We start from the raw sequence: 25,050 nt of genomic DNA, 5'->3' as shown, positions 1-25,050 counted from the left end.
GCCGGCCGTCACATGCCCGGGAACTGCAAACTCCGGTCAGGCGTTCGCCGTGCGACGCGCCACGCCTTCGATCCAGCGGTACAGGACCAGCATCGCCACGACGAACGCGATACCGCCGATCCATACGGCAGCGTTCGCGAACTCCGGACCCACCAGCGCCAGCGGCGCATCCATGCCCGAGAACGCCACGATCGCCGCGATCACCACGCCGATCAGGCCTTCGCCGACGATCATGCCCGAGGCCAGCAGCACGCCGAGTTGCTTTGCCGATTCCGGCTTGGCCGTGCGTTCGGCACGCTTGTCGTAGAACGCACCGGCCAGCGCACCCACCACCACCATCAGCGTCGCCGAGGTCGGCAGATAGATGCCCAGGCCCACGGCCAGGGGCGACAGGTGCGCGGACTTGGTCGTGCGCCGCAGCACCTCGTCCAGCACGATCAGCACCACGCCGATTCCGGCGCCGATTTCGATCAGGCTCCAGTCGATGTTGTTCTGGATCACGCCCTGCGCCAGCGCGGAGATCAGACCGGCCTGCGGCGCGGCCAGCGCCTTGGAGGGATCGGCGCCCGGCGTACCGGCGAAACCGTAGGCATGGTTCAGCAGGTCGAGGATCGGCGGAATGATCGCGGCGCCCGCGATCACGCCGACCACCAGGGCCCACTGCTGCTTGGACGGCGTCGCGTCCACCAATTGGCCGGTCTTGAGGTCCTGCAGGTTGTTGTTGGCGATCGCGGCGACGGTGAACACCACCGACGTCACCAGCAGGGCGAATGCGACCAGTCCCTTTTCATTGCCCGGCGCCATCAGCGGCTTGATGCCGAACACCAGCAGCAGCGCCGCGCCGATGACCACCAGGATGCCGATGCCCGACAGCGGGCTGTTCGACGATCCGATCAGGCCCGCCATGTAGCCGCACACCGCGGACACCAGGAAGCCCATCACCACGCAGTAGATAAGGCCGCCGACGATCAGCGTCCACATGTGCGCGCCCAGGCCGCTCTGGATGCTCAGGTGACCGAGCAGCCATGCGATCGGCAGGAAGCAGGCGACCATGATGATGCCGACCAGACCGATCGGAATGTCGTGCTCGGTGCGTGGCAGCGAGTCGAGCTGACCGGCCTTGCGCACGCGCGAAGCCGCCATCGCGGAGCTCAGGCCACTGGCGACAGGCTTCACCAGCTTGGCCAGCGTCCAGATGGCCGCAACACCTATCGTGCCGGCACCGACGAAGCGCACCTGATGGCTCCACGTCGCCTGCGCCACGTCCGCCGCCGCACCCGCCGCGGCCGCGAGGGCCGAGTAATGCGGCACGCCCCATGCCCACGCGATGACCGCGCCCAGCAGCATCGCGACGCCGACCCACAGCCCCACCAGGTGGCCCACGGCGAACAGCGCCATCGAGAGGTTGAAGTCGAAGCCCGTCACCGACCCCTTCTCGCCACCGAAGCGGAAGTACTGCGCGACGTCGCTGGCAAACACGCGGGTCGCGACGATGACGGCAAAGGTCGCCGCCACGATCGAACCCCAGATCACCGCCATCAGGCCGACACGGCTTTCCTCGATGCCCGCGGCGGTCGCGTCTTCACCCGGACTGCCGACCTTCAGCACTTCGGCGCAGGCGACGCCCTCGGGATACGGCAGCTCCGAGTTCGTCACCAGCGCGCGCCGCAGCGGGATGGAATACATCACGCCGAGGATGCCGCCCAGTGCGCAGATCAGGAAGGAAATCCAGTAGGGAAACCCCGTCCACCAGCCAATCATCACCAGGCCCGGCAGGACGAAGATGATCGAGGACAGCGTGCCCGCCGCGGAAGCGACGGTCTGCACGATGTTGTTTTCCTGGATGGTGGAATCGCGGAAGTTGCGCAGCAACGCCATCGAGATGACGGCGGCAGGAATCGAGGTGGCGAAGGTCAGGCCGGCTTTCAGGCCGAAGAACACGTTCGCCGCGGTGAACGCCACGGTGATGATCACGCCCAGGACCAGGGCGCGGATGGTCAGTTCGGTACGCGGCTCGGCCATGGATTTGGCTGGGCTGTTCAAGGACGGTCTCCCCCTTCGTATAGACGCCCCAGTATCGCAGACCACTCGACCGGCGGGGACGGCCGGCGTTGGCGGGCTGGCTATACTCGGCCCACTTTGCGCATGGAGGCGCGTTGCAATCGGGGTTCTTCTTGTCCGCACTCTCTGCTCCCGCCGCCCTGCCGCTCGCGACGGACGCCAGCGATGACTTCCTCGGTCATCCCAAGGGCGTCTACGTCTGCTTCTTCACCGAGATGTGGGAGCGCTTCTCCTTCTACGGAATGAAGGCGCTGCTGCTGCTGTACCTGCTGCAGCACCACAAGTTCGGCGACCGCGCGGGGCTGGACGTCCTGGGCGCGTACGGCGGCCTGGTGTATTGCGTGCCGGTCATAGGCGGCCTGCTGGCAGACCGCTTCCTGGGCATGCGCAAGGCCGTGATCTTCGGCGGCCTGTTGCTGGTGGCCGGGCATGCCGGCATGGCGATCGAGGGCCACGCGGCAACGGTGGTCAACGGCGTGGTGACGCGCGACGACGCCGCACTGCGGATGTTCTACCTGTCGCTGTCGCTGATCATCATGGGCGTCGGCTTCCTCAAGCCCAATGTCTCGACGATAGTTGGGCGCCTGTACGAAGAGAACGATCCACGCCGCGACTCCGGCTTCTCGCTGTTCGTGGCCGGCATCAACCTCGGCGCGTTGTTCGCATCGATCGTATGCGGTTACCTCGGCCAGCAATACGGGTGGAAGTACGGTTTCGGCGCAGCGGGCATCGGCATGCTGCTCGGACTCGGCCAGTTCCTGTGGGGCCGCAAGTACCTGCGTGGCGTGGCGGAACCGCCGAAGCCGCTGAGCCGCGGACGTGAGCTGACCATCTACGCCTGCGCCCTCCTCGGCCTGCTGCCCGTCGCATGGCTGATGCATGCGGTCACCGCGATCCAGCTGGGCCCCTCGACCATCCGCTGGACGTACTACATCGTCGTCATGGCATTGGCCGGCATCCTCTGGACCATGTGGCATGGCTGGCGCAGGACCGACGGGGCCAACTTGCCGCTGACGCGATATGCGCCGTCGCTGCTGGGCTTCTCGCTGCTCGGCCTCGCCGTGATCTGGCTGTCGCAACGCTTTGGCGTGCTCGATTTCTTCATCGAGGAAGCCACGCTGGCACTGGTGCTGATGTCGGTCGTGTTCCTGGTCGTCGGCTTCTGGTACGTCGGCTTCGTGACGCGCGGCTGCTCGAAGGTCGAGGCCCAGCGCATGGGCGCGATGATGGTGCTGATCTTCGCCGCGCTGGTCTTCTACACCCTGTACGAGCAGACCTACGGCTCGTGGGTGACCTTCAATGACCGCCTGATGGGCAAGGACCTCATCCCCTCGATGGTGGTGCGTGAAGGCGCGCCGTGGCCCTGGTCGATCGTCGCGCTGGTGCTGGCGCCGTTGTCGTTCATGGTGGCGTCGACGATTTCCGAACGGAACCCCGGGTCGGCCACTCCGAAAGTGGCCTTCCTCCTCGCCGTCGCCGCGATGCTCGTGACCTTGCTGCACGATGCCCTGGTGCTGCCGCAGAACGCGGGCTCGCTCACCTACCTGGGCTCGTTGTTCATCGTGCTGCTGGCGCCGTTGTTCGCGGTGATCTGGGCATGGCTGGACAAGCGCGGCCTCGACCCCACCAAGCCCACGAAATCGGCGTTGGGATTGTTGTTCGGTGGCCTCAGCTTCCTGCCGCTGGTCTGGGCCGCGCAGCAGGCCGGCGCGACCGGCGAAATGGCCAGCGTGTGGTGGCTGGTGCTCGCCTACCTGCTGCTGGAACTGGGTGAGATGTGCCTCTACCCGGTCGGCCTGTCGGCGGTGACGCAGCTGTCGGTGCCGCGCGTGGTGAGCCTGATGATGGGCACCTGGTTCCTGGCCACCGCATTCTCGGAAACGCTCGCCGCGTTGTTCGGCAAGCTGGCGGCGATCGAAGTGCCCGAAGGCGAAACCATGAACATCGCGCAGGCCGCGGCGAAGTATGCCGACCTCTTCACCCTGCTGATGTGGCTGGGCATCGGCTGCGCCGCTGTAGCGTTGCTGGCGTCGCCGCTGCTGCGGCGGATGATGCACGGGGTCAAGTGAGCCCTGCATGCGTGATACGAACGGCGCCATTGGGCGCCGTTTTCGTTTTCTCTCAAGCTCGTCCCTTGAGCAACGCCGGAGCGCTGGATATCCGCCGTCAACTAGATAGCCCTGAAACGACGACGGCGCCCGAGGGCGCCGTCGTGAATTGCTGAGGCCGTATTACTTGGCGCTGTCCGTTCCCGGGCCAGTCGTCATTGCGAGGCCGCCGCCCAGATGGCGCGACAGGAACGCGAGCAGGCGCGTGTAGAACTCCTTCTGGTGCTCCGGCTTGTAGAAGCCGTGGCCCTCGGTGTCGTAGTAGAGCGTCTCCACCGGAACACCGGCCTTGCGCAGCGCCGCTTCCATCATTTTCGAGTGTTCGATCGGAACATTCTCATCTTCACCACCGGCCGCGAGGAACACCGGCACCTTGATGCGGTCGGCCATGCGGTTGGGTGACAGCGAGGCCAGCTGCTCGTTCTTTCCCATCCAGTCCGATGCCCAGTTGCCCGCGCGTGCGCTACGACCATGCAGATCGTTCTTGCGCTTGGGCAGGTCGTAAACACCGACGTAGCCAGCGGCACACTTGTACAGGCCCTGCTCCTTGGCGACACCCATGAGGGCGGCGTAACCACCGTAACTGGCGCCGTACAGGCAGATGCGGTTCTTGTCGGCGATGCCTTGTTCGATCGCCCATTTGGTGGCGTCGGTAAGGTCGTCCTGCATCGCCCCGCCCCATTCGCGGGCACCCGCATGCAGGAAGGCTCGCCCGTAACCGCTGGAACCTCGATAGTTGAGTTGGAGCACCGCGTAACCGGCCGCCGACAGCATCTGCGCCTCGTCGTTGAATTCCCATTCGTCGTTGACGCCGAAGGGACCCCCGTGCGGCATCACCACCAGGGGAAGTCCTTTGCCGGAGCTGCCCTTGGGTGTGGTCAGGTAACCGTGCAGCGTCAGCCCGTCGCGCGCCGCCAGCTTGACCGGCTGCATCTGCGCCTGCTGCTCCGGGTCGAGCCACTCCCGCCGAGCCACGACATGCGCGGCCTTCTTGGCCACGGTGTCGAACAGGTAGAAGTCACCCGGATTGCGATCGTTGGAAACACTCACCAGGGCAAGACTGCCATCGGCGGTCTGCGACGTGATTACGACGTCATCGCCCGGAAAGGCGGCTTCCAGGCCACGTTGCAGGCGAGCCTCGGGCGATTTGTCGTCCAGGAACGCCGTGCGTGGCTTGCCATCCATGAAGTAGAGGCCAACCGGAGTGCGCGTTCCGTTGCGGTAAATCACCCCATTCGGATCGACGTCGTCATCGCGCAGGACTTCGGTGCGCTTTCGCGTTTCCACGTCCATGGCCACCAGCGCATCCGGACCGTCTGCCTGCTCCACGAGCAGGTAAGCGGTCTTGTCGTCGGCAGAAAATCCGACCGGATACTCGGCCCCTTTCGTATCCGACTCGTAGCTCAGCATCTCCCATTCCGCGCCATCTCCGGTGCGGTAGTAGAGGCGGCTGACGTTGTCCGAACTGGAGCCGTTGACGAAGCGGATCACGCCTTTGTTATCGGTCTGGAACCGCGCGTCCTGCACCGGAGTCTTCGCCACAACCGTCAGGCGCCCCGTATACACGTCCAGGCGCTGTGCGCTGGACCATGGATCCGCCGACCCGTACGGTTGGGTCGAGACCAGGACCGACTTGTCGTCGGCCGGGAGGCTGTCCACCAGATAGCCCCAGATACTCTGGTTGTCCTTCTTCGGCTTGATCGAGGTGCCCAGTCCACCATCGTTGACGCGATAGCCGATCAGCATTTCCGGCTTGCTGCCGTTGGCCCCGATCGCGAACAGTTCGCCGGTCAATTGCGGGCTGTCGAGAAGGCCGAATTTCTTGGCCACGCTGATGACCAGGCGGTCTTTGTTGACCCAGCGGAAGTCCGCGACGTAATTGTCGACGGGCAACTTGAAGCTACCGGTCACCTTGAGGGTCGCGCGATCGATCACGACCAGGATCGAGCGATCTTCCTGCGGAACCGTGGCCGCGTAGTACTCGCCGCCTGGCGAGATCTTGAGCTGGTCGAACGTATCCCTTTTTACGTAAGCGCCCACGTCTACCGCCGCCATCGCCGGCATGACGGCGCCCCCGGCCATCAAGGCCAGGCCAAGTACCAATCGCTTCATTTCACCCTCCCTTTGCGTCCATTCTCGCGTCCGCGCATGTCACCGCGGACCCCCATTTGAAGCCTAGCATCGCCTTGAACTAACAGTCATCCGCGGAGAGCGTCCGCGCAAGCGCGACACGCCACGCCGGCAAGGAAAGACCGTATTCGCGACGCAACAGTGAGGCATCCATCACGGAATACGCCGGGCGGCGCGCACGGGTCGGATATTCGGCAGTCGTGATCGGCACGACGTTCGGCACACGGCCGATCAATCCGCGTGCATGCGCCTCCGCGAAGATCGCTTCGGCAAAGCCGTGCCAGGTGGTTTCGCCATCGGCGACCAGATGGCGGACGCCGGATTGTCGGATGCCCTGTCGCAGGACCTCGGCGGTCGCATCGGCGATCAGCCATGCGGGCGTGGGGCAGCCATGCTGGTCGGCGACCACGCGCAGTTCCTCGCGCTCCGCGCCGACGCGCAGCATGGTGCGCAGGAAGTTGCCACCGCGGGTCGCGTAGACCCAGGCAGTACGCAATATCAGGTGCTGCGCACCGCTGGCCTGCACGCCCTGCTCGCCCGCGAGCTTGCTTGCGCCGTACACGCCCAGGGGCGCGGTCGGGTGGTCCTCGCGGTAGGGCGCGTGGCCGCTCCCGTCGAAAACATAATCCGTCGAGTAGTGGACGAAGGCCGCGCCGCGCTCGGCGCACAGGCGCGCCAGCTCCGTCGGAGCTTCAGCGTTGGCTCGGTACGCGAGCGCGGGTTCGTCCTCCGCGCGATCCACCGCCGTATGCGCGGTCGCGTTGACAATCAGGTCCGGTGCGACGCGGTCGACAAGCGGCGCGAAGGTTTCGAGCGCCTGGATGTCCAGCGCCTCGCACCGTCCGCCGTCGGGCAACTCCCCGCTCCGGGTCGTCACCGTGACCTCGCCCAGCGGCGAGAGGCTGCGCTGCAGTTCGTACCCAACCTGGCCATTGCCGCCAAGCAGCAGGATTTTCACGCCGCTCAGCCCGTATAGACCGGCAATCGCTCTGCCGCCACGTCCGCGAGCAAGGGCGCGCGCAAATCCTTGTCCGACAGTTGCGGGTCGCTCACCGGCCAGTCGATGGCCAGCGCCGGATCGTCCCAGCGGATTCCCGCATCGGCCTTGGCGTCATAGGTAGCGGTACACAGGTAGGTGAACACCGCACGCTCGCTCAGGACCACGAACCCATGGGCAAAGCCTTCCGGAATCCAGAAATGGCGCTTGTTCTCGGCATTGAGCACGACGGCCGCCCACTTCCCGAACGTCGGTGAGCCGCGGCGGATGTCAACGGCGACATCCCACACTTCGCCCTCGCTGACCGACACATATTTGCCCTGCGGGTTCGGCCACTGGTAGTGCAGGCCCCGCAACACGCCCTGGCTGGAAGACGAGACGTTGACCTGCACGACCTTCAATTCCAGGCCGTGCGCCGCCAGCTTGTCGCTGTTGAACGACTCGAAGAAATAGCCGCGCGCATCGCCGAATACCTGCGGCTCGACCACCACGCAGCCCGGCAGGTCGGTTTCGATGACCTTCAAGCGACCGGCCCGTGTTCGAGCATGCTCAGCAGATACTGGCCGTAGCCGTTCTTGGCCAGCGGCCTGGCGAGCTCGCGCAGCTGCGCGCCGTCGATCCACTCGTTGAAGTAGGCGATTTCCTCCGGGCAGCACACGCGCAGCCCCTGCCGCTTCTCGATCGTCTCGATGTAGCTCGAAGCCTCGACCAGGGATTCATGCGTGCCGGTGTCGAGCCAGGCAAAGCCGCGCCCCATGCGCTCCAGTTGCAGCGAGCCGTCCTCGAGGTAGCAACGGTTGAGATCGGTGATTTCCAGCTCGCCACGCGCGGACGGCTTGAGACCGGCGGCAAAATCCGCGGCACGGCCGTCATAGAAGTACAGGCCGGTGACCGCATAACTGGACTTGGGCTGTGCCGGCTTTTCCTCGAGGCCCACGACCCTACCCGACGCGTCGAATTCGGCCACGCCATAGCGTTCCGGGTCTTTTACCCAGTATCCGAACACGGTCGCGCCATGGTCGCGCGCCGTCGCGCTCTTCAACAGCTGGGTCAGCCCATGTCCGTAGAAGATGTTGTCCCCGAGAACGAGGCAACTCGGTTGCCCGGCGACGAAGTCGCGACCGATCAGGTACGCCTGCGCCAGGCCATCGGGACTGGGCTGCACGGCGTACTCGATCTTCATGCCCCACTGGGAGCCATCGCCGAGCAGGTGCTTGAACAATGCCTGTTCGTGCGGCGTGTTGATGATCAGCACTTCGCGGATGCCCGCCAGCATGAGCACGCTGAGCGGGTAGTAGATCATTGGCTTGTCGAAGACTGGCAGCAGCTGCTTGCTGATGGCCTGGGTGATCGGATAGAGACGCGTGCCGGAACCTCCGGCGAGGATGATGCCTTTGCGTTGGGTCATGAAATCCACTTCAGTCAATGCACTTCGTTGTGCCGGCATCGCGACGGTCAGGCCGCCGCACCGATGCGTTCCAGGCGATAGCTTCCGTCCAGCACGCGCTGCACCCAGGGCTGGTTGTCCAGGTACCACTCGACCGTGCGGGCCATGCCCTGCTCGAAGGTCACCGTCGGAGCCCAACCGAGTTCGTCCTGCAGTTTGGACGCATCGATGGCATAGCGGCGGTCGTGGCCCGGACGATCCTTGACGTAGGTGATCAGCGATTCCCGTGCGCGGCCGTCGGCCAGGGGACGGGACTGGTCGAGCAGCGCGCAGATCGTTTTCACCACCACGATGTTCTGGCGCTCGGCGTCGCCGCCGACGTTGTAGGTTTCACCCACGCGCCCGGCTTCGAGTACGCGCCGGATGGCGGCGCAGTGGTCGCCCACGTAGAGCCAGTCGCGCACGTTGAGGCCGTCGCCGTAGACCGGCAGCGGTTCGCCAGCGAGCGCCTTGGCGATCACCAGCGGGATGAGCTTCTCCGGGAACTGATAGGGACCGTAGTTGTTGGAACAGTTGGTCGTCAGGACCGGCAGGCCGTAGGTATGGTGGAAGGCGCGCACCAGGTGGTCGGACGCGGCCTTCGATGCGGAATACGGGGAATTCGGCGCATACGGCGTGGTTTCCGTGAACTTGCCGGTGTCGCCCAGCGAACCGTAGACCTCGTCGGTGGAGACATGCAGGAAGCGGAAGGCATCGCGTGCCGGCGCATCGAGCGATTTCCAGTAATCGCGGGTTTTTTCCAGCAGGGACAGCGTGCCCAGGACGTTGGTCTGCACGAAAGCGGCAGGTCCGTCGATGGAGCGATCGACGTGGCTTTCGGCCGCGAAGTTGATCACGGCGTCGGGACGATGCTCACGCAGCAGGCGTTCGACCAGTGCCGCATCGCCGATGTCTCCCTTGACGAAAACGTGGCCCGGGTGGTCGTCTAGCGATGAAAGCGTGTCCAGGTTGCCGGCATACGTCAGTACGTCGAGGTTGATGATGCGAACCCCGCGTTGCACCGCTTCCAGGACGAAATTACCACCAATGAAACCGGCGCCGCCGGTCACAAGCCATGTTGCCACTCGAAACTCCCTTTGTTTGGAACAATCCGCCTATCTGTGCTGCGTCCGCATGACGGCGGACGCCTCGCCCGCATCAGAACGGAATGTCGTCATCCGCGAAATCCGTACCAAAATCATTCGACTTGGCAGGCGCCGCCTCGCGGCGCGGCGCGCCACCCTGCGGCTGGGCCGGACGCGACTGGCGGGATTCGCCACCGCCACCGAACTCACGCTTCGGTGCGCCGCCTTCGGCACGGCCACCGAGCATCTGCATCTCGTCGGCAATGATGTCGGTGGTGTACTTCTCGACGCCATCCTGGCCGGTGTATTTGTCGTATCGGATCGACCCTTCCACGTAGACCTGGCTGCCCTTGCGAAGATACTCGGCGGCGATCTCGCCGAGCTTGCCGAAGAAGGTCACCCGGTGCCATTCGGTGCGTTCCTGGGTATTGCCCTCGCGATCCTTGCGGACGCTGGTGGTGGCCAGGCTGGCCTTGGTGACCGCCATGCCGCCCTGCGTGTACTTGGTCTCCGGATCGTTGCCCAGATTGCCGACCAGGATGACCTTGTTGATGCCACGTGCCATGGGGTTGCGGTCCTTTCAGAAGGAGATTCCGCCAGGAATCCCGGGTAGAGGAGATGAATGTCCCGTCGCGGCGGCCCGGGGACCCCGGGCGGCAGCGGACAAGTGCAATGACAGTATATCCGGCGCCCTGAGGTCGTCAGGACATGCCGCACGTCTCGGTCGGAAACCCCTGATTTTGCTGGAACCCGATGGCCGGACCCGCCGGCGGCGGCGATCAGCGCGCATGCAGGCGGGGCCGGCGTACTACGCCAGCCCCACCCATGGTTCCGCGTCGGCCCCTGACTTAGTAGCCGGCGGAGGCCGCGACGGGCTCGTCCGGATCGCCGGCCAGAGCGGCGACGGCGGCCAGTTGCTGGCGTGACCGCCAGGTGGAAGCGGTTTCCCCGTGCCAGGCCTTGAACTGGCGGGCGAAACTGCAGGGGTCGTGGAAGCCGCAGGCTTCGGCCAACTCGGTGATCGAGAGCTGGCTGTTGAGCAGCAGGTCGCGGGCGCGCTGCATGCGAAGGCGCATCGATGCCTTCTGCAGCGTCTCCTGGTAGACCGCGTGGAAGGTCTTGGACAGCCACCAGCTGGAGAAGCGGGTCAGTTCCATCAGGTCCTCGATCCGCAGCATCCGCTGGGGATTGCCCTCGAGATACAGGCGGGCCTTCTGGATGCGGGAGAAGATCCGCGTCTTGCGATGGAACGACCGGCCCGGGCAGCGCTCGATCATGTCCGCGAAGTGGTCCTGGGCCCCCTGCCAGTGCTTGAGCAGCGGCTTCAGGCCGCGCATCACCGCCGCGGCGCCGGCGTCGTTCGGCAGCGAGGCGCACTGGCGCCACAGGCGCAAGGCCACGCGCCGCTCATGCAGCGGGACCTCGCCACGGCCGGCGAGCAAGCCGCGATCGGTGGAATCCAGCGCCCCATGCATCACGTCGGGCGTGAGCATCAGCGCGATCGTCAAACCGCGTTCGTCGGACTGGACTTCGGGCATGGAACCGCGCTCCAGCGCGATCCACTGGCCCGCCCGCAGGACGAAGCTGCCTTCCGCAGCGGTGACCTGCGCAGTGCCACGCAGCTGCAGCCAGAAGGAGAACATCGGCGCTGGTGCGCGCGCCCGCTCTGAACGGGCGACGGTGGCGAGCCGGAGCGGCATCGCCGCGATTACCGCCCTGTAGGGGGCCGGTATTCGCGCGTCGTGCGCGGTCACGAAGGTGTCAGGCATGTCAGGCTCCTGATGATCGCTGGCGATACGCATGGATGGAACTGGCGATGTTTGTTGTAGCGCGACATCCACTGAGATGCGCGAGGTATTCGTTGAGTTGCCCGTGGAGCGCGACCAGCGCCGTGAAAATCGACGAAACCGCCTTTTGTGGCGACGAAATTGCCGTCGAGCCCGTCTGGGCGGCCTCATCGGATCGGGCTGGATCGCGGTGCCGGCCACCGCTTCCGGCGACCGGGCCAGACACCCCCGCTTTGACTCCGTGGGCGCGGCGCGCGCAGGCTTGTATCGCGGGTCCATGCCGGGTACACCACCCGGCCTGCGCGACCGCGTGGAAACGATCGTATCCAAGGGCACACGGGCGGCAATGACCAATTCACGCAATTTCCTGCAGACCATGCCCGTTCTGCGCAGGCTCGACCCGCTCGACCGCACGGTTTTTGCGCTCACGCTGGCGGTGTGGGCGATGCATTACGTCATGCGCACCATGCTCGCCCTGATGCCCGGCGACATGATGGTGGAAACCGGCAGCCTGATGGCGCGTACCGTCGCCAGTTCCATCGGCATCGCCCTGTGCCTCGCGATCCATGTCCTGCTCAGGAAAGTCGACAGCGAACGGCCCTGGCGGCTGCTGGGCTACGCCCTTGCCCTGAGTTTTCCCGCTTGCCTGGTGCTCACCGGGGTGGGCGAGTACGTCTTCCGATACTTCACCGACTACTACACGATGTATCCGGATCGCTGGATGAACCGCTGGGAGTTGAGCGAGACCTACAAGGCCTACCAGTGGAACTTCTTCGCGTGGTGCGCGCTGTATGCGGCCGCGCGCAACGTCGCCGAGGTGCGCCGCCGCGACCAGCAACTGGCCGACGCCCACAGCGCCGCGCAGCAGGCGCAACTGCTCGCGCTGCGCCTGCAGATCAACCCGCATTTCCTCTTCAACACCCTGAACACCCTGGCCGGGCTGATCGTGCTCGGGCGCAATGCCGAGTCGGAGAAGATGGTGCTGAGCCTGTCGCGCTTCCTGCGCTACACGCTCGCGCGTACGCCCTCGCAGCTCACCACGCTGGCGGACGAGATCGGCATGCTCCGGCAATACCTCGAAATCGAGGCCGCGCGTTTTTCCGATCGCCTGAAAGTGACCTGGGACATCCCCGCGGATTGCACCCGCGCGATGGTGCCCAGCCTGGTCCTGCTGCCGCTGGTGGAGAACGCGCTCAAGTACGGCCTGGGCGGCTCCGAGCGGCCGGTCGAGATCCTCATCCGCGCGCGCCGCGAGGATGGCCATCTGGTCCTTGGCGTCGAAGACGATGGCGGCAGCACCCATGGCAATGCCGGCGGTGGCCTCGGCATCGGCCTGTCCAATGCCCGCCAGCGGCTCGCGGCCCTCTACGGCGATGACGCGCACCTGGATAGCGGTCCGCTCGAACACGGCTGGCGCAGCGTGATCCGCGTTCCCTGGCAGGCGGACCAGGTGCTGGAAAGCGCTGCGTGATCCGCATCCTCCTTGCCGACGACGAACCCATAGCGCTCGATCGCCTCGAGCTGGCCGTCGCCGGCATTCCCGATGCGGAGCTCGTCGCGAAGGCGCGCAACGGCAAGGAAGCGCTGACCCTCATCCGCGAACTCAAGCCCGACATCGCGGTGCTCGACATCCAGATGCCGGTGAAGGATGGCTTCGCTGCCATCGCCGAGCTCAAGCCGGGCGAGCACCTGCCCGAGATCATCTTCGTCACCGCGTACCAGGAACATGCCGTGCGCGCGTTCGAAGTGCACGCCGTCGACTACCTGCTCAAGCCGGTCTCCTTCGAGCGCTTCCGTGAAGCCGTGCGCCTGGCGCGGGCACGGCTGGAGGCGCGCGCTGCCGAAGTGCGCTTCGACGAACTGCAACACCTGATCGCCAGCCTGCAAGCCGCGGGCAACCCGGAAAACGCGTCTAACTTTGAGCGCGAATTCTGGGTGCGCACGCGCGACGGCATCGTCCGCGTTCCCGTGGAAACAATCGACGCGATCACGGCCGAAGGCGATTACGTGCTGCTGCATGCCGGTGGCCGGTCGCACCTGCTGAAGGACACGATCAGTTCGCTGGCCACGCGCCTCGATCCGGCCATCCACCTGCGCGTGCATCGCTCGACGATCGTCAACCTCAAGCAGGTCACCAGCCTGCACCGGCGTGGGCCCAAGGGCATGTCGCTGACACTGGCCTCCGGGGCCGATCACGCGATCGGGCCGAATTACGTCGAAACCGTCCTCAAGGTCGTCAACGCACGCCGCTGGCGCTGACCGCGCAAGTCCGGGCGCGGGCTGCCCGCATGCGTGCCCGTATAAATACGTGCCCGTATAATCGCGGCCCATGTCTGCCGATTCCTCCCTGCACCCCGCGACGTCGTCGCTGCCCGACCTGGCCACCATCCAGGCCCTCGCCCGCGACGACATGGCTGCGGTCGATGCCCTGATCCGCCATCGCCTTGCGTCCGACGTCGTGCTGATCAACCAGGTCGCCGAGTACATCGTCGGTGCCGGCGGCAAGCGCCTGCGCCCGATGCTGCTGCTGCTCGCCGCGGGCGCCCTCGGACACCGCGGCCCGGACGCGCACCAGCTCGCCGCGGTGGTCGAGTTCATCCACACGGCCACCCTGCTGCACGACGACGTCGTCGACGAATCCGACCTGCGCCGCGGCCGCAAGACTGCCAACGCGGTGTGGGGCAACGCCGCCAGCGTGCTGGTCGGCGACTTCCTGTACTCGCGCAGCTTCCAGCTGATGGTCGAACTCGACCGCATGGAAGTCATGCGCATCCTCGCCGACACCACCAACCGGATTGCCGAGGGCGAGGTGTTGCAACTGCTGCACGTGCGCAACCCCGACACGGACGAAACCGCCTACCTGCGCGTGATCGAACGCAAGACCGCGGTGCTGTTCGCCGCGGCGACCCGTCTGGGCGCGCTGCTGTCGGGCGCGGATGCGGCGACCTGCGATGCGCTGCACGACTACGGCCTCAACCTGGGCTACGCCTTCCAGATCGCCGACGACGTGCTCGATTACGCCTCCGACGCGGAGACGCTGGGCAAGAACCTGGGCGACGACCTCGCCGAGGGCAAGGCCACGCTGCCACTGATTCACGCCATGCTGCACAGCGAAGCCGCGACGCGCGAACGCCTGCGCCACGCCGTCGAACACGGCGATACCGGGGCCTTGCCGGAAGTGCTGCAGGCGATCCACGCGACCGGCGGCCTCGATTACAGCCGCCAGCGCGCCTTCGAATACGCAGGTGCCGCCGAACGCGCGCTCGACGGCTTCGCTGACAACGACTACACCGCCGCCCTGCGCGGACTGGCCCGCTACGCGGTCAACCGCGATTACTGATCGCGGCAGCGTTACTTCGCGGAAAAGCGCTCGCGGAAGAAGGCGTGGAGCATCTCGAACGCGCGCCGTGACGAGCGTTCGTCGTAGCGGCAGTTGTCCGCCGGGTCCGTCGGCTGGTCTTCCGGCTGCGTGAAGCAGTGGCGCGCACCGCTGAAGTTCACGAACTGCCAATCGGCGCCGGCCGCATCCATTTCCTTCTCGAAGGCGGCGATCTGGGTGTCCGGCACCGACGCGTCGTCGGCGCCGTTGAGCACCAGCACGGACGCCTTGATGTCACCTTTCTTCGCCGGCCGGTAGCTGTCCACGTCGCCATGGATGCTGACCACGCCGGCGATGTCGGCGCCGCTGCGCGCGAGCTCCAGTGCCACCGAACCGCCGAAGCAGAAGCCGAAGGCACCGATCCGCGACGGGTCCAGCGGGGCCTTGCCCGCCTGCGCCTTCAACGCCGCCACGGCCGCGGCCGCGCGCCTGCGCAGAGTCACTCCACCATCGGCGACGGCTTTCATCACCTGCGCTTTCGCCTCCGTCTTGTCCCACGGCAGCACGCCCTTGCCGTAGACATCGGCCACCAGCACGACGTAATCGCGGCCGGCGACTCCCGCGGCGCGGGCTATGTTTGCCTGCGACATGCCCATCCAGTTCGGCACCATCACCAGTCCGGGCCGTGTGGTCGTGCTGGCATCGTCGTAAACCAGCATGCCGCTGAAACTGTCGTTGCCTACCGTCCATTCGACGGGGCGTGTCTGCATCGCGGCGAATGCCGGGGCGAATACCGGGGCAATTCCCATGACAAGGGCAAGGGTGGCCATCAGCTTGCGCATCGCGTCATCTCCTGGGGTCCGTCGCAGGTAGCGGATGGCGCAGCCTGTGCTGCGGGCCGGCACCACCGTGTAGCCCGGCAATCTTGCCATCGTGGCGCGGGTGGGCACCCCGCGCATGTTGGCCGTTCGGACGTGCGACGCGGCTGCTGCGTCAGCCGATGCCCAATCCCGGAATCGCGCTGATACCGTCGGGATCGAAACCCGCGAGTTCGGCGAAATGGCGGCCGCGTGCGACATAGTCGCGGTAGGCACCGAAGCTGGGCGCACCCGGCGACAGCAGCACCACCCCGTCACCCGCGAGCGCGGCCCTGGCCTGGTGCATGGCATCGGCGAGATCGGCAGCGGCGCTCAGCGCGAAGCCGCCTTCGCCTGCGACTGCTGCAAGCAGGTCATGGATGCGCGGGCCGTTCTGGCCCATCGTGATGATGGCCAGCGGCGCGGAATGGCGCATCGCCGCGGCGAACTCTTCCCAGGGCAGGCCGCGGTCGTGGCCGCCCACGAGCAGCGCCACGCGCCGGCCGCGGAATACGTCCAGGGCCGCCAGGCTGGCGTGCGGCGTGGTGCTGATCGAGTCGTTGACGTAGGTGATCCCATCCCGCGTACCGATGGTCTGCAGGCGATGCGGCAGCGGCTTGAAGCTGGCGGCGTGCGGGGCGAGCGCGACGGCGTCCAGTCCCAGCGCTTCGATCGCGGTCAATACCGCACACAGATTGCCGCGGTTGTGGCGGCCGGGCAGCGGCAGCGCGAGGGTGTCCATCACGAACTCGTCGCCGCGATACAGCGCGTCTTCACGCAGGTGCCAGCCATCGCCGCGGCCGAACCAGCGGATCGCGCTGTCGGGCAGCTGCAGGGCCGAAAGGATCGGATCGCTGGCGTTGAGCACCGCGATGCGCGGCTTCGCCTCGGTCAACAGGCGCAGCTTGTCGGCGATGTAGCGCTCGTGCGAGCCGTGCCAGTCGAGGTGCTCGGGAAAGATGTTGAGCGCAATGGCGACACCGGGCCGCACGCCGCTCGCGGCGACGTCGCCGGTCTGGTAGCTCGACAGTTCGATCGCCCAGTAATCGGGCGCGGCTTCCGGCTCGATCACCTCCAGCAGCGGCAGGCCGATATTGCCGGCCAGCGCGGTCGCATGGCCGCCGGCGCGTAGCAGGTGCGCCAGCAGCGAGGTCGTCGTGCTCTTGCCCTTGGTCCCGGTCACGCACACCGCGTTGTCGGCGAAGCCGGCGGCGTCTGCATGCTCGCCGAACCAGAGCGCCGTGCCGCCGAGGAAACGCGTGCCCTGCCCCGCCGCCGCGACGGCTTCGGGCCGGTAGGGGCTGATGCCGGGCGACTTCACCACGACATCGAACGCACCCAGCGCATCCGCGTCGGTTTCGACGGACAGGAACGCATCGCCCAGGGCGCGCGCATCCGTCGCCTCGTCGGCATTGCAGACCAGCGTCAACGGCAGTTGCGGAAGCCGCGAACGGATCGCGCGATAGGCGGCGCGGCCTTCACGGCCCCAGCCCCACAACGCGACCTTGCGTCCCTCAAGCTGCGAGATGCGCACGCAGGCGGTTCCACAGCGCGGCGGGAATACGCTGCTCTTCGTCGATCACCAGCAGCGGCTCGATGCGCAGTTCCGCGTCATCGAGTTGCGGGCGGATTTCGCGCGCGAAACGCTCGACCAGCGCATCTTCGCGCCATTCGGGCCGCACGCTCAGCGCGGCCATCGCAGCGCGCGATTCGCGGCCCTCGCCGACGCATTCGAACGGCTTGTGGTCCTGGTATTCGAGCAGCGCGTCGTAGCCGGCGGTCTGCGCCGGATCGTCGAGCAGGTTGCGGCCGAAGATGCCGACCAGGCGCGGCTTGGGCATGAACGGCGCCAGCGCCAGGAACACGAAATGGCACTTCGGGCAAACGCCACACCAGCGGTTGGCCGGGCGCTCGCCGAGGATGTGGAAGTTGCGGTTGCAGCTGCTGAAGTGCGCGTCGTAGCGGTCGGTCCTGGCGAACTGGCGCGCGACGGCCAGCTCGCTGAGCGGACGCAGCAGCGAGTAGTAATGCAGGTCGCTGGCGATCTCGCGCTGCACGTAGTCGCCGAAGGCCGACTCGCAGGCCCAGCCCTTCGACCACTGGTGGTTCACCTCGCCCGTGCCCTCGATCATGCTGCCGTAGCTGGCCGAGCGTTCGTTCGAGAACACCACCTGGTCGACGCCGAGCAGGACCGCGGCGAACACCATGATCGCGGAGTTCAGCACGGTGACCGGGATGTGTCCGTTCCACGCGCCTTCGCGGTTGTAGTCGAACAGTTGCGGCGCCAGCGCGCGGCCGAGATTGAGCGTGGGCAGGCCGGTGCGCTCGGCGCAGGCCTTGATCAGCTGCGAGCCGCCGATCCAGGTGACGGTCTGCTCGACGCCGAGCGTGCGCAGGGCCTCGATGCTGACCAGCGAATCCTTGCCGCCGCCGATCGCGACCAGCGCATGCTCGCGCAGGCCGAGCGCGGGCGCCGCGGCGCGCGGCTTGGCTTCGCTCGGGAAACGGATCTTGCCGTGCAGGTTCAGGCCGTTGCGGTAGGCGAATTCGCCCAGGCCGTTGACGTAGATCAGTTCCAGCATCGCCGCGGTATCGGCATCGATGGCGTACGAATCGATGTGGATCTCCGGCGGCACCGCCGCCTTGTAGTAGCTCACGCCAGCGATCAGGTGCAGCAGCTGCAGCGCGCTCTGCGCGGCGGCCGCACGCTTGCCTTCGAGCACGAACGGCGCACCGGGCACGGTGATCGTTTCGATCAGCTCGGGGCCATCGTCGAAGGCGTACACCAGCTGTGCGACGCCCGTGGCCGCATCGAACGTGCAGCGCACGAAGCGGAAGGCCTTGATCGCGTCGCGTTGGAATTTCCAGTCAGTCATTTCAGAACCATCGTAGGGCGGGCCGCGGCCCGCCGTTGAAACATCATCATCGCCGTGGCGGACCAGCCCGCCTTACAGCACGTCCTCGGCCGGCAGCGCCCGCAGGTTGTAGGTATTGGCCATCGCCATGCCGTAGGCACCGGCGTCGGCAACCAGCAGCACGTCGCCTTCGCTGGTCGCTGCGGGCAACAACCGGCTGCGGCCGAGCACGTCGCCGCTTTCGCAGATCGGTCCGACCACGTCGAACGCGACCATCGCCGGGTCCGTCAACCGCGTCAGGTTGTGGATGCCGTGGTACGCCTCGTACATCGCCGGCCGCATCAACGCGTTCATGCCTGCATCGCAGCCGACACGGCGAACCCCGTCCTTCTCCACGACCTGGGTCACGCCCAGCAGCAGCACGCCCGCTTCGGCGACCAGGTAGCGGCCCGGCTCGATCACGAGGCCGTAGCGCGGATACGCCGCCTTGATTTCGTCCAGGCCCTCGCGCCATGCCACCAGGTCGAAATGCTGCGCGTCCGGCGTGTACGGGATCGGCAGGCCGCCCCCGATATCGACAGTCTCGATGGTGCCCACGTTGTCGGCGAGGCCCACCAGGTGCGCGTAAACCTCGCGCCAGTGCCGCGGATCGTCGATGCCGCTGCCCAGGTGCGCGTGCAGTCCGCTGATGCGGATGCCGAGCTTGCGCGCCTCGGCCAGGAAGGCGTCGAAGCGCGCGACCGGCAAGCCGAACTTCGCCGCGACGCCGCCCGTCTTCACCTTCTCGTGGTGGCCCTCGCCATGACCGAGGTCGAGGCGCAACCAGATCGTGCGGCCGCGGAAGACTTCCGGCCAGCGCTGCAGCGCCTCCACGTTGTCCAGCGTCACGGTCACGCCGCGTGCGAACGCTGCCTCGTATTCCCGGCGCGGCGCGAAGCTCGGGGTGAACAGCACGCGCTGCGGCGACAGCTCCGGCAGTACGGCAAAGACGTGGTCGAGCTCGGCCTGCGACACGCATTCCAGGCCGAAGCCTTCGTTCGCGAGTGCGTGCAGGACGGCCGCATTCGGATTGGCCTTGATCGCGTAGAAGCAGCGGTCGATGGCCGATACCGACAGCAGGCCCCGCGCGCGTTCGCGCACCGTGGCGAGGTCGTAGATGTAGCGCGGGGTGCCGGCCTGCGCGTGTTGCAACAGCTGTTCGCGCGCGCCTGCCCACCACGCCGGTGCGCGCTCGACCTTGCCGTGCGCGATCTCGCGCCAGCTGGGGCCGAATACGCTGTCATCGAGCACCGGCATCGCGCCGCCACGCACGAGTTCGGCGTGCAGCTGCGGCAGCATGCCGTCGGCATCGGCCTCGTCGATGACGAAGGTGAGGTTGAGGTCGTTGGACGATTGCGAGATCAGGTGCACGCGTTCACGGCCGAACGTCGCCCAGACGTCGGACAGCTTGTGCAGCAGCGAACGCATGCCGCGACCGACCAGGGTGATCGCCGCGCACGGCGCGATCACCTTGACCCGGCAGATCTCGGCCAGGTCGGCGCTGAGCGCCTCCAGCACGTTGGAGGTGACCAGGTTCTCGCTGGGATCGAGCGAGACGGTGACATTGGTTTCGGACGAGCCGATCAGGTCGACGGAAAGACCATGGCGCTTGAAGCGCTCGAACACGTCGGCAAGGAAGCCGACCTGCTGCCACATGCCGATGCTTTCCATCGAGACCAGGACGATGCCGTTGCGACGACTGATGGCCTTCACGCCCGGCACGGTCGCGGCCGAGGCGTCGATGCGCGTGCCCGGCAGGTCGAAGCGCTCCGTGTCGAGGATCGCCATCGGCACGCCCGCGTCGCGGCACGGCGCGATCGAGCGCGGATGCAGCACCTTGGCGCCGGTGGTCGCGATTTCCTGCGCCTCCGCGTAGTCCAGGCGGGTGAGCAGGCGGGCATCGGGCACGTCGCGCGGATTCGCGGTGAACATGCCCGGCACATCGGTCCAGATCTCGACCCGCCTGGCCTTTAGCAGCGCGCCGAAGTACGCGGCGGACGTGTCCGAACCGCCACGACCCAGGATCGCGGTGCCGCCATCGCCATGGCGCGCGATGAAGCCCTGCGTGAGCAGCATCGGTGCCTGCTGCCGGGAGAACCGTTCGATGAAACCGGCCTCGCCGTTGTGGCGGCAATTCACCGACAGCCGCTGCGCCCAGGGGCTGGCATTGGGCAGCGACACGGCATCGAGCCACTGGCGCGCGTCGCACCAGCCGAAATCGTGGCCCTGGGTGCGCAGGTACGCCGCCCCCAGCGTGGAGGAGAGCAGTTCGCCCTGGGCGAGCACTTCGGCCTGCCAGTCGAGCGTGCGTTCGACTGCTCGCGGATCGGTGCCAAGGGCCTGCAGCACGGACAGGCGTTCGCCGAGCACCGCCTCGGCATCAAGGTCGAGTTCAGTGCAGAACGCGCGATGGCGCTCGACCAGCGCGGCGATTCGGCCGGCGATGTCGTCGCCATTCGAGATCGCCTGCAACTCGTTGGTCACCCCCGACAATGCCGACACCACCACCAGCACGCGCGCGCCGTCCTCGGCCATGCGTTTCGAGGCGAGGCGTCCAATGGTGTCCCAACGGTTGCGGCGCGATACGGAGGTTCCGCCGAACTTGAGTACTACCCAGGGAGTCGCTCCCGCTGTCACTGATGTGCGTCCTTATGAAGGTGATGAGGAAAGGAAATGTCCGCGCGGGGGCGCCGGCCCCCTAGAATCGCGTCTTTCGGGCCCACTCCGGAAGATCCATCCGCGCCGCGAGGCGCGGACCGGCAGGTTCAGCGGTACGAGACTTCAAGAACCGGCAATTCTAGTCGAACCCGCCAGTTCATTCCCCCACCCGGGATACCACCCGGACTGCGTTCCACGAGCCCTTCCTGATGAAACGTCGTTATCTGCAACTGGATGTCTTTGCCTGCAACCCCGGCGACGGCAACCCGCTCGCCGTCGTCCTCGATGCCGACGGCCTGGACGATGCCGCCATGCAGGCCATCGCCAAGTGGACGCGCCTGCCGGAAACGACATTCGTGTTCCCGCCGACCCAGCCGGGCGCCAGCTACCGCATCCGCATGTTCAGCCCGCGCCGCGAAGTCCCGTTCGCGGGGCACCCGAGCGTCGGCACAGCGCACGCCGTGATGGAGGCCAGATTGGCGGCACCCCGCGATGGCCTGCTATGGCAGGAAGGCATCGCCGGGGTATTGCCGTTGCGTGTCGTCGGCGAAGGACGCACGCGCACGATCGCGGTGCGCACGCCGAAGGCGCGGGTCGTGGAAATCGCCGCCCCGGGCGATCCGCGCCTCGCCGCCGCCCTCGCCGGCCTGCCCCTGGGCACCCTGCCGCCGGCATTGATGGATGGTGGCCGGCGCTGGTGGCTGGCCGAACTCGCCGACGAGGCCGCGCTGCGCGCCGCCTCGCCCAGCTGGGACGCCATCGCCGAACTCGCGCAGGCCACCGAAAGCATGGGCCTGTTCGTCTATGCCCGCAGCGCCGATCCGGTGCATTACTACGCCGTACGCGCCTTCGTCGGCGCGCCGGCGCGGTTCGAGGATGCCGCGTCCGGCGCCGCCAACGCAACGCTGGCGGCGTGGCTGGCGGCGCGGGGCGCCCTGCCCAGCGCCGACGGCCGCTACCGCGTGAGCCAGGGCCGCGAAGTCGGCCACGACGCGATCATCGACCTGCAGGTGGATGCCGACGGCGAAGTCTGGTCCGGTGGTCGCGTCTGCGACGTGGTGACCGGGGAAATCGATTGGCCCGCGTGATTCGCGAGCCACGTCAGACATTGATTGCCCGTGGCGTATCGCTTTTGCTCGTCATCCCGGCGAAAGCCGGGATCCAGCCGTTGCTGTTGCTTCGGAAAGCTGGATCCCGGCTTTCGCCGGGATGACGAACGAAGGGCGCTGAAACTGCCGACAACCCCGAGCCCCATTCATGACCCAACTCACCAACAAAGTCGTCTGGATCACCGGCGCCTCCAGCGGCATCGGCGAAGCGTTGGCGAAACTGGCGGCCCAGCGCGGCGCGAAGCTGGTGCTCTCGTCGCGGCGCGAAACCGAGCTCGAACGCGTGCGGCAGTCATGCCCGCGGCCGCACGACGTTGCCGTGCTGCCAGTCGACCTGGCCAACCTCGATGACGCGCAGGCCCTCGCCGCGCGCGCCGCCAGCTACTTCGGCCCCATCGACGTGCTGGTGAACAACGCCGGCATTTCCCAGCGCACGGCCATGCTGGATACCGACATGGCGGCCTACCGCCAGCTGATCGAGATCGACCTGTTCGCGCCGATGGCGCTGACCAAGGCACTGGCGCCCGGATGGGTGGAACGGGGCAACGGCCATGTCGTGGTCGTGAGTTCCGTATTCGGCTACATCGCGATGGCACGGCGCACCGGTTATGCGGCCGCCAAGCACGCCCTGCACGGTTTCTTCGACAGCGCCCGCATCGAACTGGGCCATCGTGGCGTGAAGTTCACCCTGGCCTGCCCGGGCTTCGTGCGTACCAACGTGTCGGTCAACGCGCTCGGGCCAGGCGGGCTGCCGTATGGCAAATCCGACCACGACATCGACGGCGGCATGGATCCGCTGGTGTGTGCGGAGAAGATCTGGCGCGCCGTGGAAGCCGACCGCTATGAGGTCACCATTGCCGGTGTCGAGCGTGTCGCCGTGCTGTTCAAGCGCTTCCTGCCGCTACGCTGGTACACCGCGTTCGCGCGGCGGCTCCGGGTCAACTGACCAGAAGTCCACTGATCAGAAGTCCACTGATCAGAAGTCCACTGATCAGAATCGGAAGGGGCCCGTGGGCCCCTTCTTGTCTCCCCAACCCTTACTCCGGTCGCACGTCGACGCGTACGCGGATGCGATCGCCCGGATGGTAGTGGGTGCGGGTGGTGTACTGCTGGCCGGCGTATTCGTAGGTCACGTCGTACGCGTCGACCGAGCCATCGTTGCTGTTGTAGTAACCGTTGCCGTCGTGAACCGGTACCGGGTCGCACACGGTCACCGTGCCCGTTCGATCCGGCACGCGCTGGCGCTGGCGCTGCTCATAGATCTGCCGGCCGGCCATGCCGCCCACCATCGAACCGATCGCAGAGGTCGCGTAGCGCGCACTGCCGCCGCCGACCTGGCTGCCAATCGCGGCACCGACGATGCCGCCGAGCACGGTCGCCATGGTCGCGCCGGTCTGCGTGCCGGCATTGCGATGGTAATTGCCGTACTGGTCGTAGTAGCCGTCGTTCCCGTAACCGTTGTTGTAGCCGCCGTTGCTGTAGCCACCGTTGTTGTAGCTACCGTTGTTGTAGCTACCGTTGTTGTAGCTACCGTTGTTGTAGCTACCGTTGTTGTAGCTACCGTTGTTGTAGCCGCCGTTGTAGGAATCGTCACCTTGGACGACGGTATTGCGCTGGTAGCACCGTTGCGAGTTCGACGTGGCATAGCCCGAGCCGTTGCCCGAATCGAACACGGGATCGACGCGGAGCACGCGGGCATAGTCGTAACGGACATTCGCGGCCTGCGCGTTGTACGGCGCAGCACTGTAGGTCTGTGCGGAAGCGAGGCCGGTGGTGGCCGCCAGGCACAGGGCCAGGGTGGAAACGAACAGGCGCTTCATGTGGGCACTCCGGACGCCGGGATGGCGTGCGCGGATCGTGGGTCTGCCGCGGTCAATACAGGCTGAATCCAGCCAACTTCCGCAAGCGGGTTTACCTGGCCGACAGCCAGGTGCAGACCTGCAAGGCCAGCGCCGGGGCACCACGACCCAGCAACGGTCCTACATGGCTTTCCGAAGGGGCCTGCAGCAATTCGGCATTCCATGCCGCCGCCAGCCCGCGGGTCAGCCCGGGTGGCACGTCTTCGTCCTGCGTCGACGCGATGCAGAGCACGGGGCACGCGGGCCGTGTCGCTTCGATACCCGCATGGGCTGCGCGCACTACCGCACCCGATTCGTCGCGCCAGCGACGGAAAGCAAACAGCACCGTCGCAGCGTCGGAATCGGGCAGCGCGCGCCGCGTGGAAGCCAGTCGCGCATCGCGACGCCAGGGCACGACGTCGGGCCAATCACGCGCAGGCAGCCCGGCCGACCACGGCGACGGCGGCAACGGATTCACCAGCACCAGCGCATCGGCTTCGTCGGCGCACGCCATCGCCAGCAGTCCCCCAAGGCTGGCGCCGATCAGGGCACGTGGCCGCGGCAACGCGGCGAGAGCGGAGCGCGCCTGCGACAGGTAGTCGTCGAAGGTCGTGCGGGCCAGTCCGCCCGCGGCCGGCTGCAGATCCGGCGTGACGGCTTCGATCCCCGAAGCCGCCAGTACGCCGCGCCAAGCATTCCATTCCCAGCCGCCACCACCTGCCCCATGCAGCAGGAGCGCCTGCCCGATCGAAGACCGCCCGATCGAAGACAGCATGGATCG

At 66.7% G+C, this 25,050-nt stretch carries 20 protein-coding genes; 6 read left to right on the top strand and 14 right to left on the bottom strand.

Going from position 1 to position 25,050, the window contains the following annotated elements; translation table 11 throughout:
* Positions 1-36: 36 nt before the first annotated feature.
* Entirely contained in the window at positions 37-2,022 is a 1,986-nt protein-coding gene (locus tag ACYVGE_RS02410) for an OPT family oligopeptide transporter (RefSeq protein WP_460727287.1), read from the bottom strand.
* A 179-nt stretch (positions 2,023-2,201) separates the two neighbouring features.
* Between ACYVGE_RS02410 and ACYVGE_RS02405 the strand changes: the two genes are divergently transcribed.
* Entirely contained in the window at positions 2,202-4,130 is a 1,929-nt protein-coding gene (locus tag ACYVGE_RS02405; protein ID WP_460727285.1) for a peptide MFS transporter, read from the top strand.
* 162 nt (positions 4,131-4,292) lie between these two features.
* Here the strand turns inward: ACYVGE_RS02405 and ACYVGE_RS02400 are convergent, their stop codons facing one another.
* The 7 genes from ACYVGE_RS02400 to ACYVGE_RS02370 all read right to left on the bottom strand — a co-directional run bounded on the left by ACYVGE_RS02400 (position 4,293) and on the right by ACYVGE_RS02370 (position 11,576).
* Complete coding sequence (locus ACYVGE_RS02400; protein ID WP_460726721.1) at positions 4,293-6,281, bottom strand: prolyl oligopeptidase family serine peptidase; 1,989 nt, start codon at positions 6,279-6,281, stop codon at positions 4,293-4,295.
* A 79-nt stretch (positions 6,282-6,360) separates the two neighbouring features.
* A complete protein-coding gene (rfbD, locus tag ACYVGE_RS02395) occupies positions 6,361-7,257 on the bottom strand; it encodes a dTDP-4-dehydrorhamnose reductase (protein WP_460726719.1) in 897 nt (298 codons plus the stop codon).
* Between the two features lie 5 nt (positions 7,258-7,262).
* The gene (rfbC, locus tag ACYVGE_RS02390) at positions 7,263-7,820 is read right to left on the bottom strand and encodes a dTDP-4-dehydrorhamnose 3,5-epimerase (RefSeq protein WP_460726717.1); all 558 of its coding nucleotides are present in this window, start codon (positions 7,818-7,820) and stop codon (positions 7,263-7,265) included.
* The gene (rfbA, locus tag ACYVGE_RS02385) at positions 7,817-8,704 is read right to left on the bottom strand and encodes a glucose-1-phosphate thymidylyltransferase RfbA (protein ID WP_460726715.1); all 888 of its coding nucleotides are present in this window, start codon (positions 8,702-8,704) and stop codon (positions 7,817-7,819) included. Before rfbA ends, rfbC begins: the two co-directional genes overlap by 4 nt.
* A gap of 47 nt (positions 8,705-8,751) precedes the next feature.
* Positions 8,752-9,807 (bottom strand): dTDP-glucose 4,6-dehydratase, encoded by a 1,056-nt coding sequence (gene rfbB, locus ACYVGE_RS02380; protein WP_460726713.1) that lies wholly within the window; start codon positions 9,805-9,807, stop codon positions 8,752-8,754.
* Between the two features lie 73 nt (positions 9,808-9,880).
* A complete protein-coding gene (locus tag ACYVGE_RS02375; protein ID WP_310051508.1) occupies positions 9,881-10,372 on the bottom strand; it encodes a single-stranded DNA-binding protein in 492 nt (163 codons plus the stop codon).
* A gap of 283 nt (positions 10,373-10,655) precedes the next feature.
* Complete coding sequence (locus ACYVGE_RS02370; protein ID WP_460726710.1) at positions 10,656-11,576, bottom strand: helix-turn-helix transcriptional regulator; 921 nt, start codon at positions 11,574-11,576, stop codon at positions 10,656-10,658.
* Positions 11,577-11,940: 364 nt separating this feature from the next.
* On the opposite strand from ACYVGE_RS02370, the gene ACYVGE_RS02365 reads away from it, so the two are divergent.
* The 3 genes from ACYVGE_RS02365 (at position 11,941) to ACYVGE_RS02355 (ending at position 14,934) form a co-directional block, all read left to right on the top strand.
* Entirely contained in the window at positions 11,941-13,065 is a 1,125-nt protein-coding gene (locus ACYVGE_RS02365; RefSeq protein ID WP_460726708.1) for a sensor histidine kinase, read from the top strand.
* On the top strand, positions 13,062-13,853 hold the full coding sequence (locus ACYVGE_RS02360) for a LytR/AlgR family response regulator transcription factor (protein WP_460726706.1): 792 nt from the start codon (positions 13,062-13,064) through the stop codon (positions 13,851-13,853). The genes ACYVGE_RS02365 and ACYVGE_RS02360 overlap by 4 nt, the downstream gene beginning before the upstream one ends.
* Before the next feature lie 70 nt (positions 13,854-13,923).
* Positions 13,924-14,934: a polyprenyl synthetase family protein gene (locus ACYVGE_RS02355; RefSeq protein WP_460726704.1), complete on the top strand. Its 1,011-nt coding sequence runs from the start codon at positions 13,924-13,926 to the stop codon at positions 14,932-14,934.
* An 11-nt stretch (positions 14,935-14,945) separates the two neighbouring features.
* Here ACYVGE_RS02355 and ACYVGE_RS02350 read toward each other — a convergent pair whose 3' ends face one another.
* From ACYVGE_RS02350 to ACYVGE_RS02335, 4 genes are all read right to left on the bottom strand, one after another.
* Positions 14,946-15,755 carry a dienelactone hydrolase family protein gene (locus tag ACYVGE_RS02350; protein WP_460726702.1) on the bottom strand — a complete coding sequence of 270 codons (810 nt, stop codon included), beginning with the start codon at positions 15,753-15,755 and terminating at the stop codon, positions 14,946-14,948.
* A 151-nt stretch (positions 15,756-15,906) separates the two neighbouring features.
* Positions 15,907-17,304 carry a UDP-N-acetylmuramoyl-L-alanine--D-glutamate ligase gene (gene murD, locus ACYVGE_RS02345; protein ID WP_460726700.1) on the bottom strand — a complete coding sequence of 466 codons (1,398 nt, stop codon included), beginning with the start codon at positions 17,302-17,304 and terminating at the stop codon, positions 15,907-15,909.
* Positions 17,285-18,646, bottom strand: coding sequence for a UDP-N-acetyl-alpha-D-muramoyl-L-alanyl-L-glutamate epimerase (murL, locus tag ACYVGE_RS02340; protein ID WP_460726698.1), 1,362 nt, complete (start codon positions 18,644-18,646; stop codon positions 17,285-17,287). The genes murD and murL overlap by 20 nt, the downstream gene beginning before the upstream one ends.
* A 72-nt stretch (positions 18,647-18,718) precedes the next feature.
* Positions 18,719-21,301 carry a bifunctional aspartate kinase/diaminopimelate decarboxylase gene (locus ACYVGE_RS02335; protein ID WP_460726696.1) on the bottom strand — a complete coding sequence of 861 codons (2,583 nt, stop codon included), beginning with the start codon at positions 21,299-21,301 and terminating at the stop codon, positions 18,719-18,721.
* 227 nt (positions 21,302-21,528) lie between these two features.
* Between ACYVGE_RS02335 and ACYVGE_RS02330 the strand changes: the two genes are divergently transcribed.
* A complete protein-coding gene (locus tag ACYVGE_RS02330; RefSeq protein WP_460727283.1) occupies positions 21,529-22,410 on the top strand; it encodes a PhzF family phenazine biosynthesis protein in 882 nt (293 codons plus the stop codon).
* Between the two features lie 169 nt (positions 22,411-22,579).
* Complete coding sequence (locus ACYVGE_RS02325; protein WP_460726694.1) at positions 22,580-23,377, top strand: SDR family oxidoreductase; 798 nt, start codon at positions 22,580-22,582, stop codon at positions 23,375-23,377.
* Positions 23,378-23,468: 91 nt separating this feature from the next.
* On the opposite strand, the gene ACYVGE_RS02320 is transcribed toward ACYVGE_RS02325, so the two are convergent.
* Both ACYVGE_RS02320 and ACYVGE_RS02315 read right to left on the bottom strand, forming a co-directional pair.
* Positions 23,469-24,251 (bottom strand): glycine zipper 2TM domain-containing protein, encoded by a 783-nt coding sequence (locus ACYVGE_RS02320; protein ID WP_460726692.1) that lies wholly within the window; start codon positions 24,249-24,251, stop codon positions 23,469-23,471.
* A gap of 91 nt (positions 24,252-24,342) precedes the next feature.
* Positions 24,343-25,044 carry an alpha/beta fold hydrolase gene (locus ACYVGE_RS02315; protein WP_460726690.1) on the bottom strand — a complete coding sequence of 234 codons (702 nt, stop codon included), beginning with the start codon at positions 25,042-25,044 and terminating at the stop codon, positions 24,343-24,345.
* Positions 25,045-25,050 lie beyond the last annotated feature (6 nt).

The organism is Lysobacter rhizosphaerae (assembly GCF_054779795.1).
This window is presented reverse-complemented; position numbering and strand designations above follow the sequence as displayed.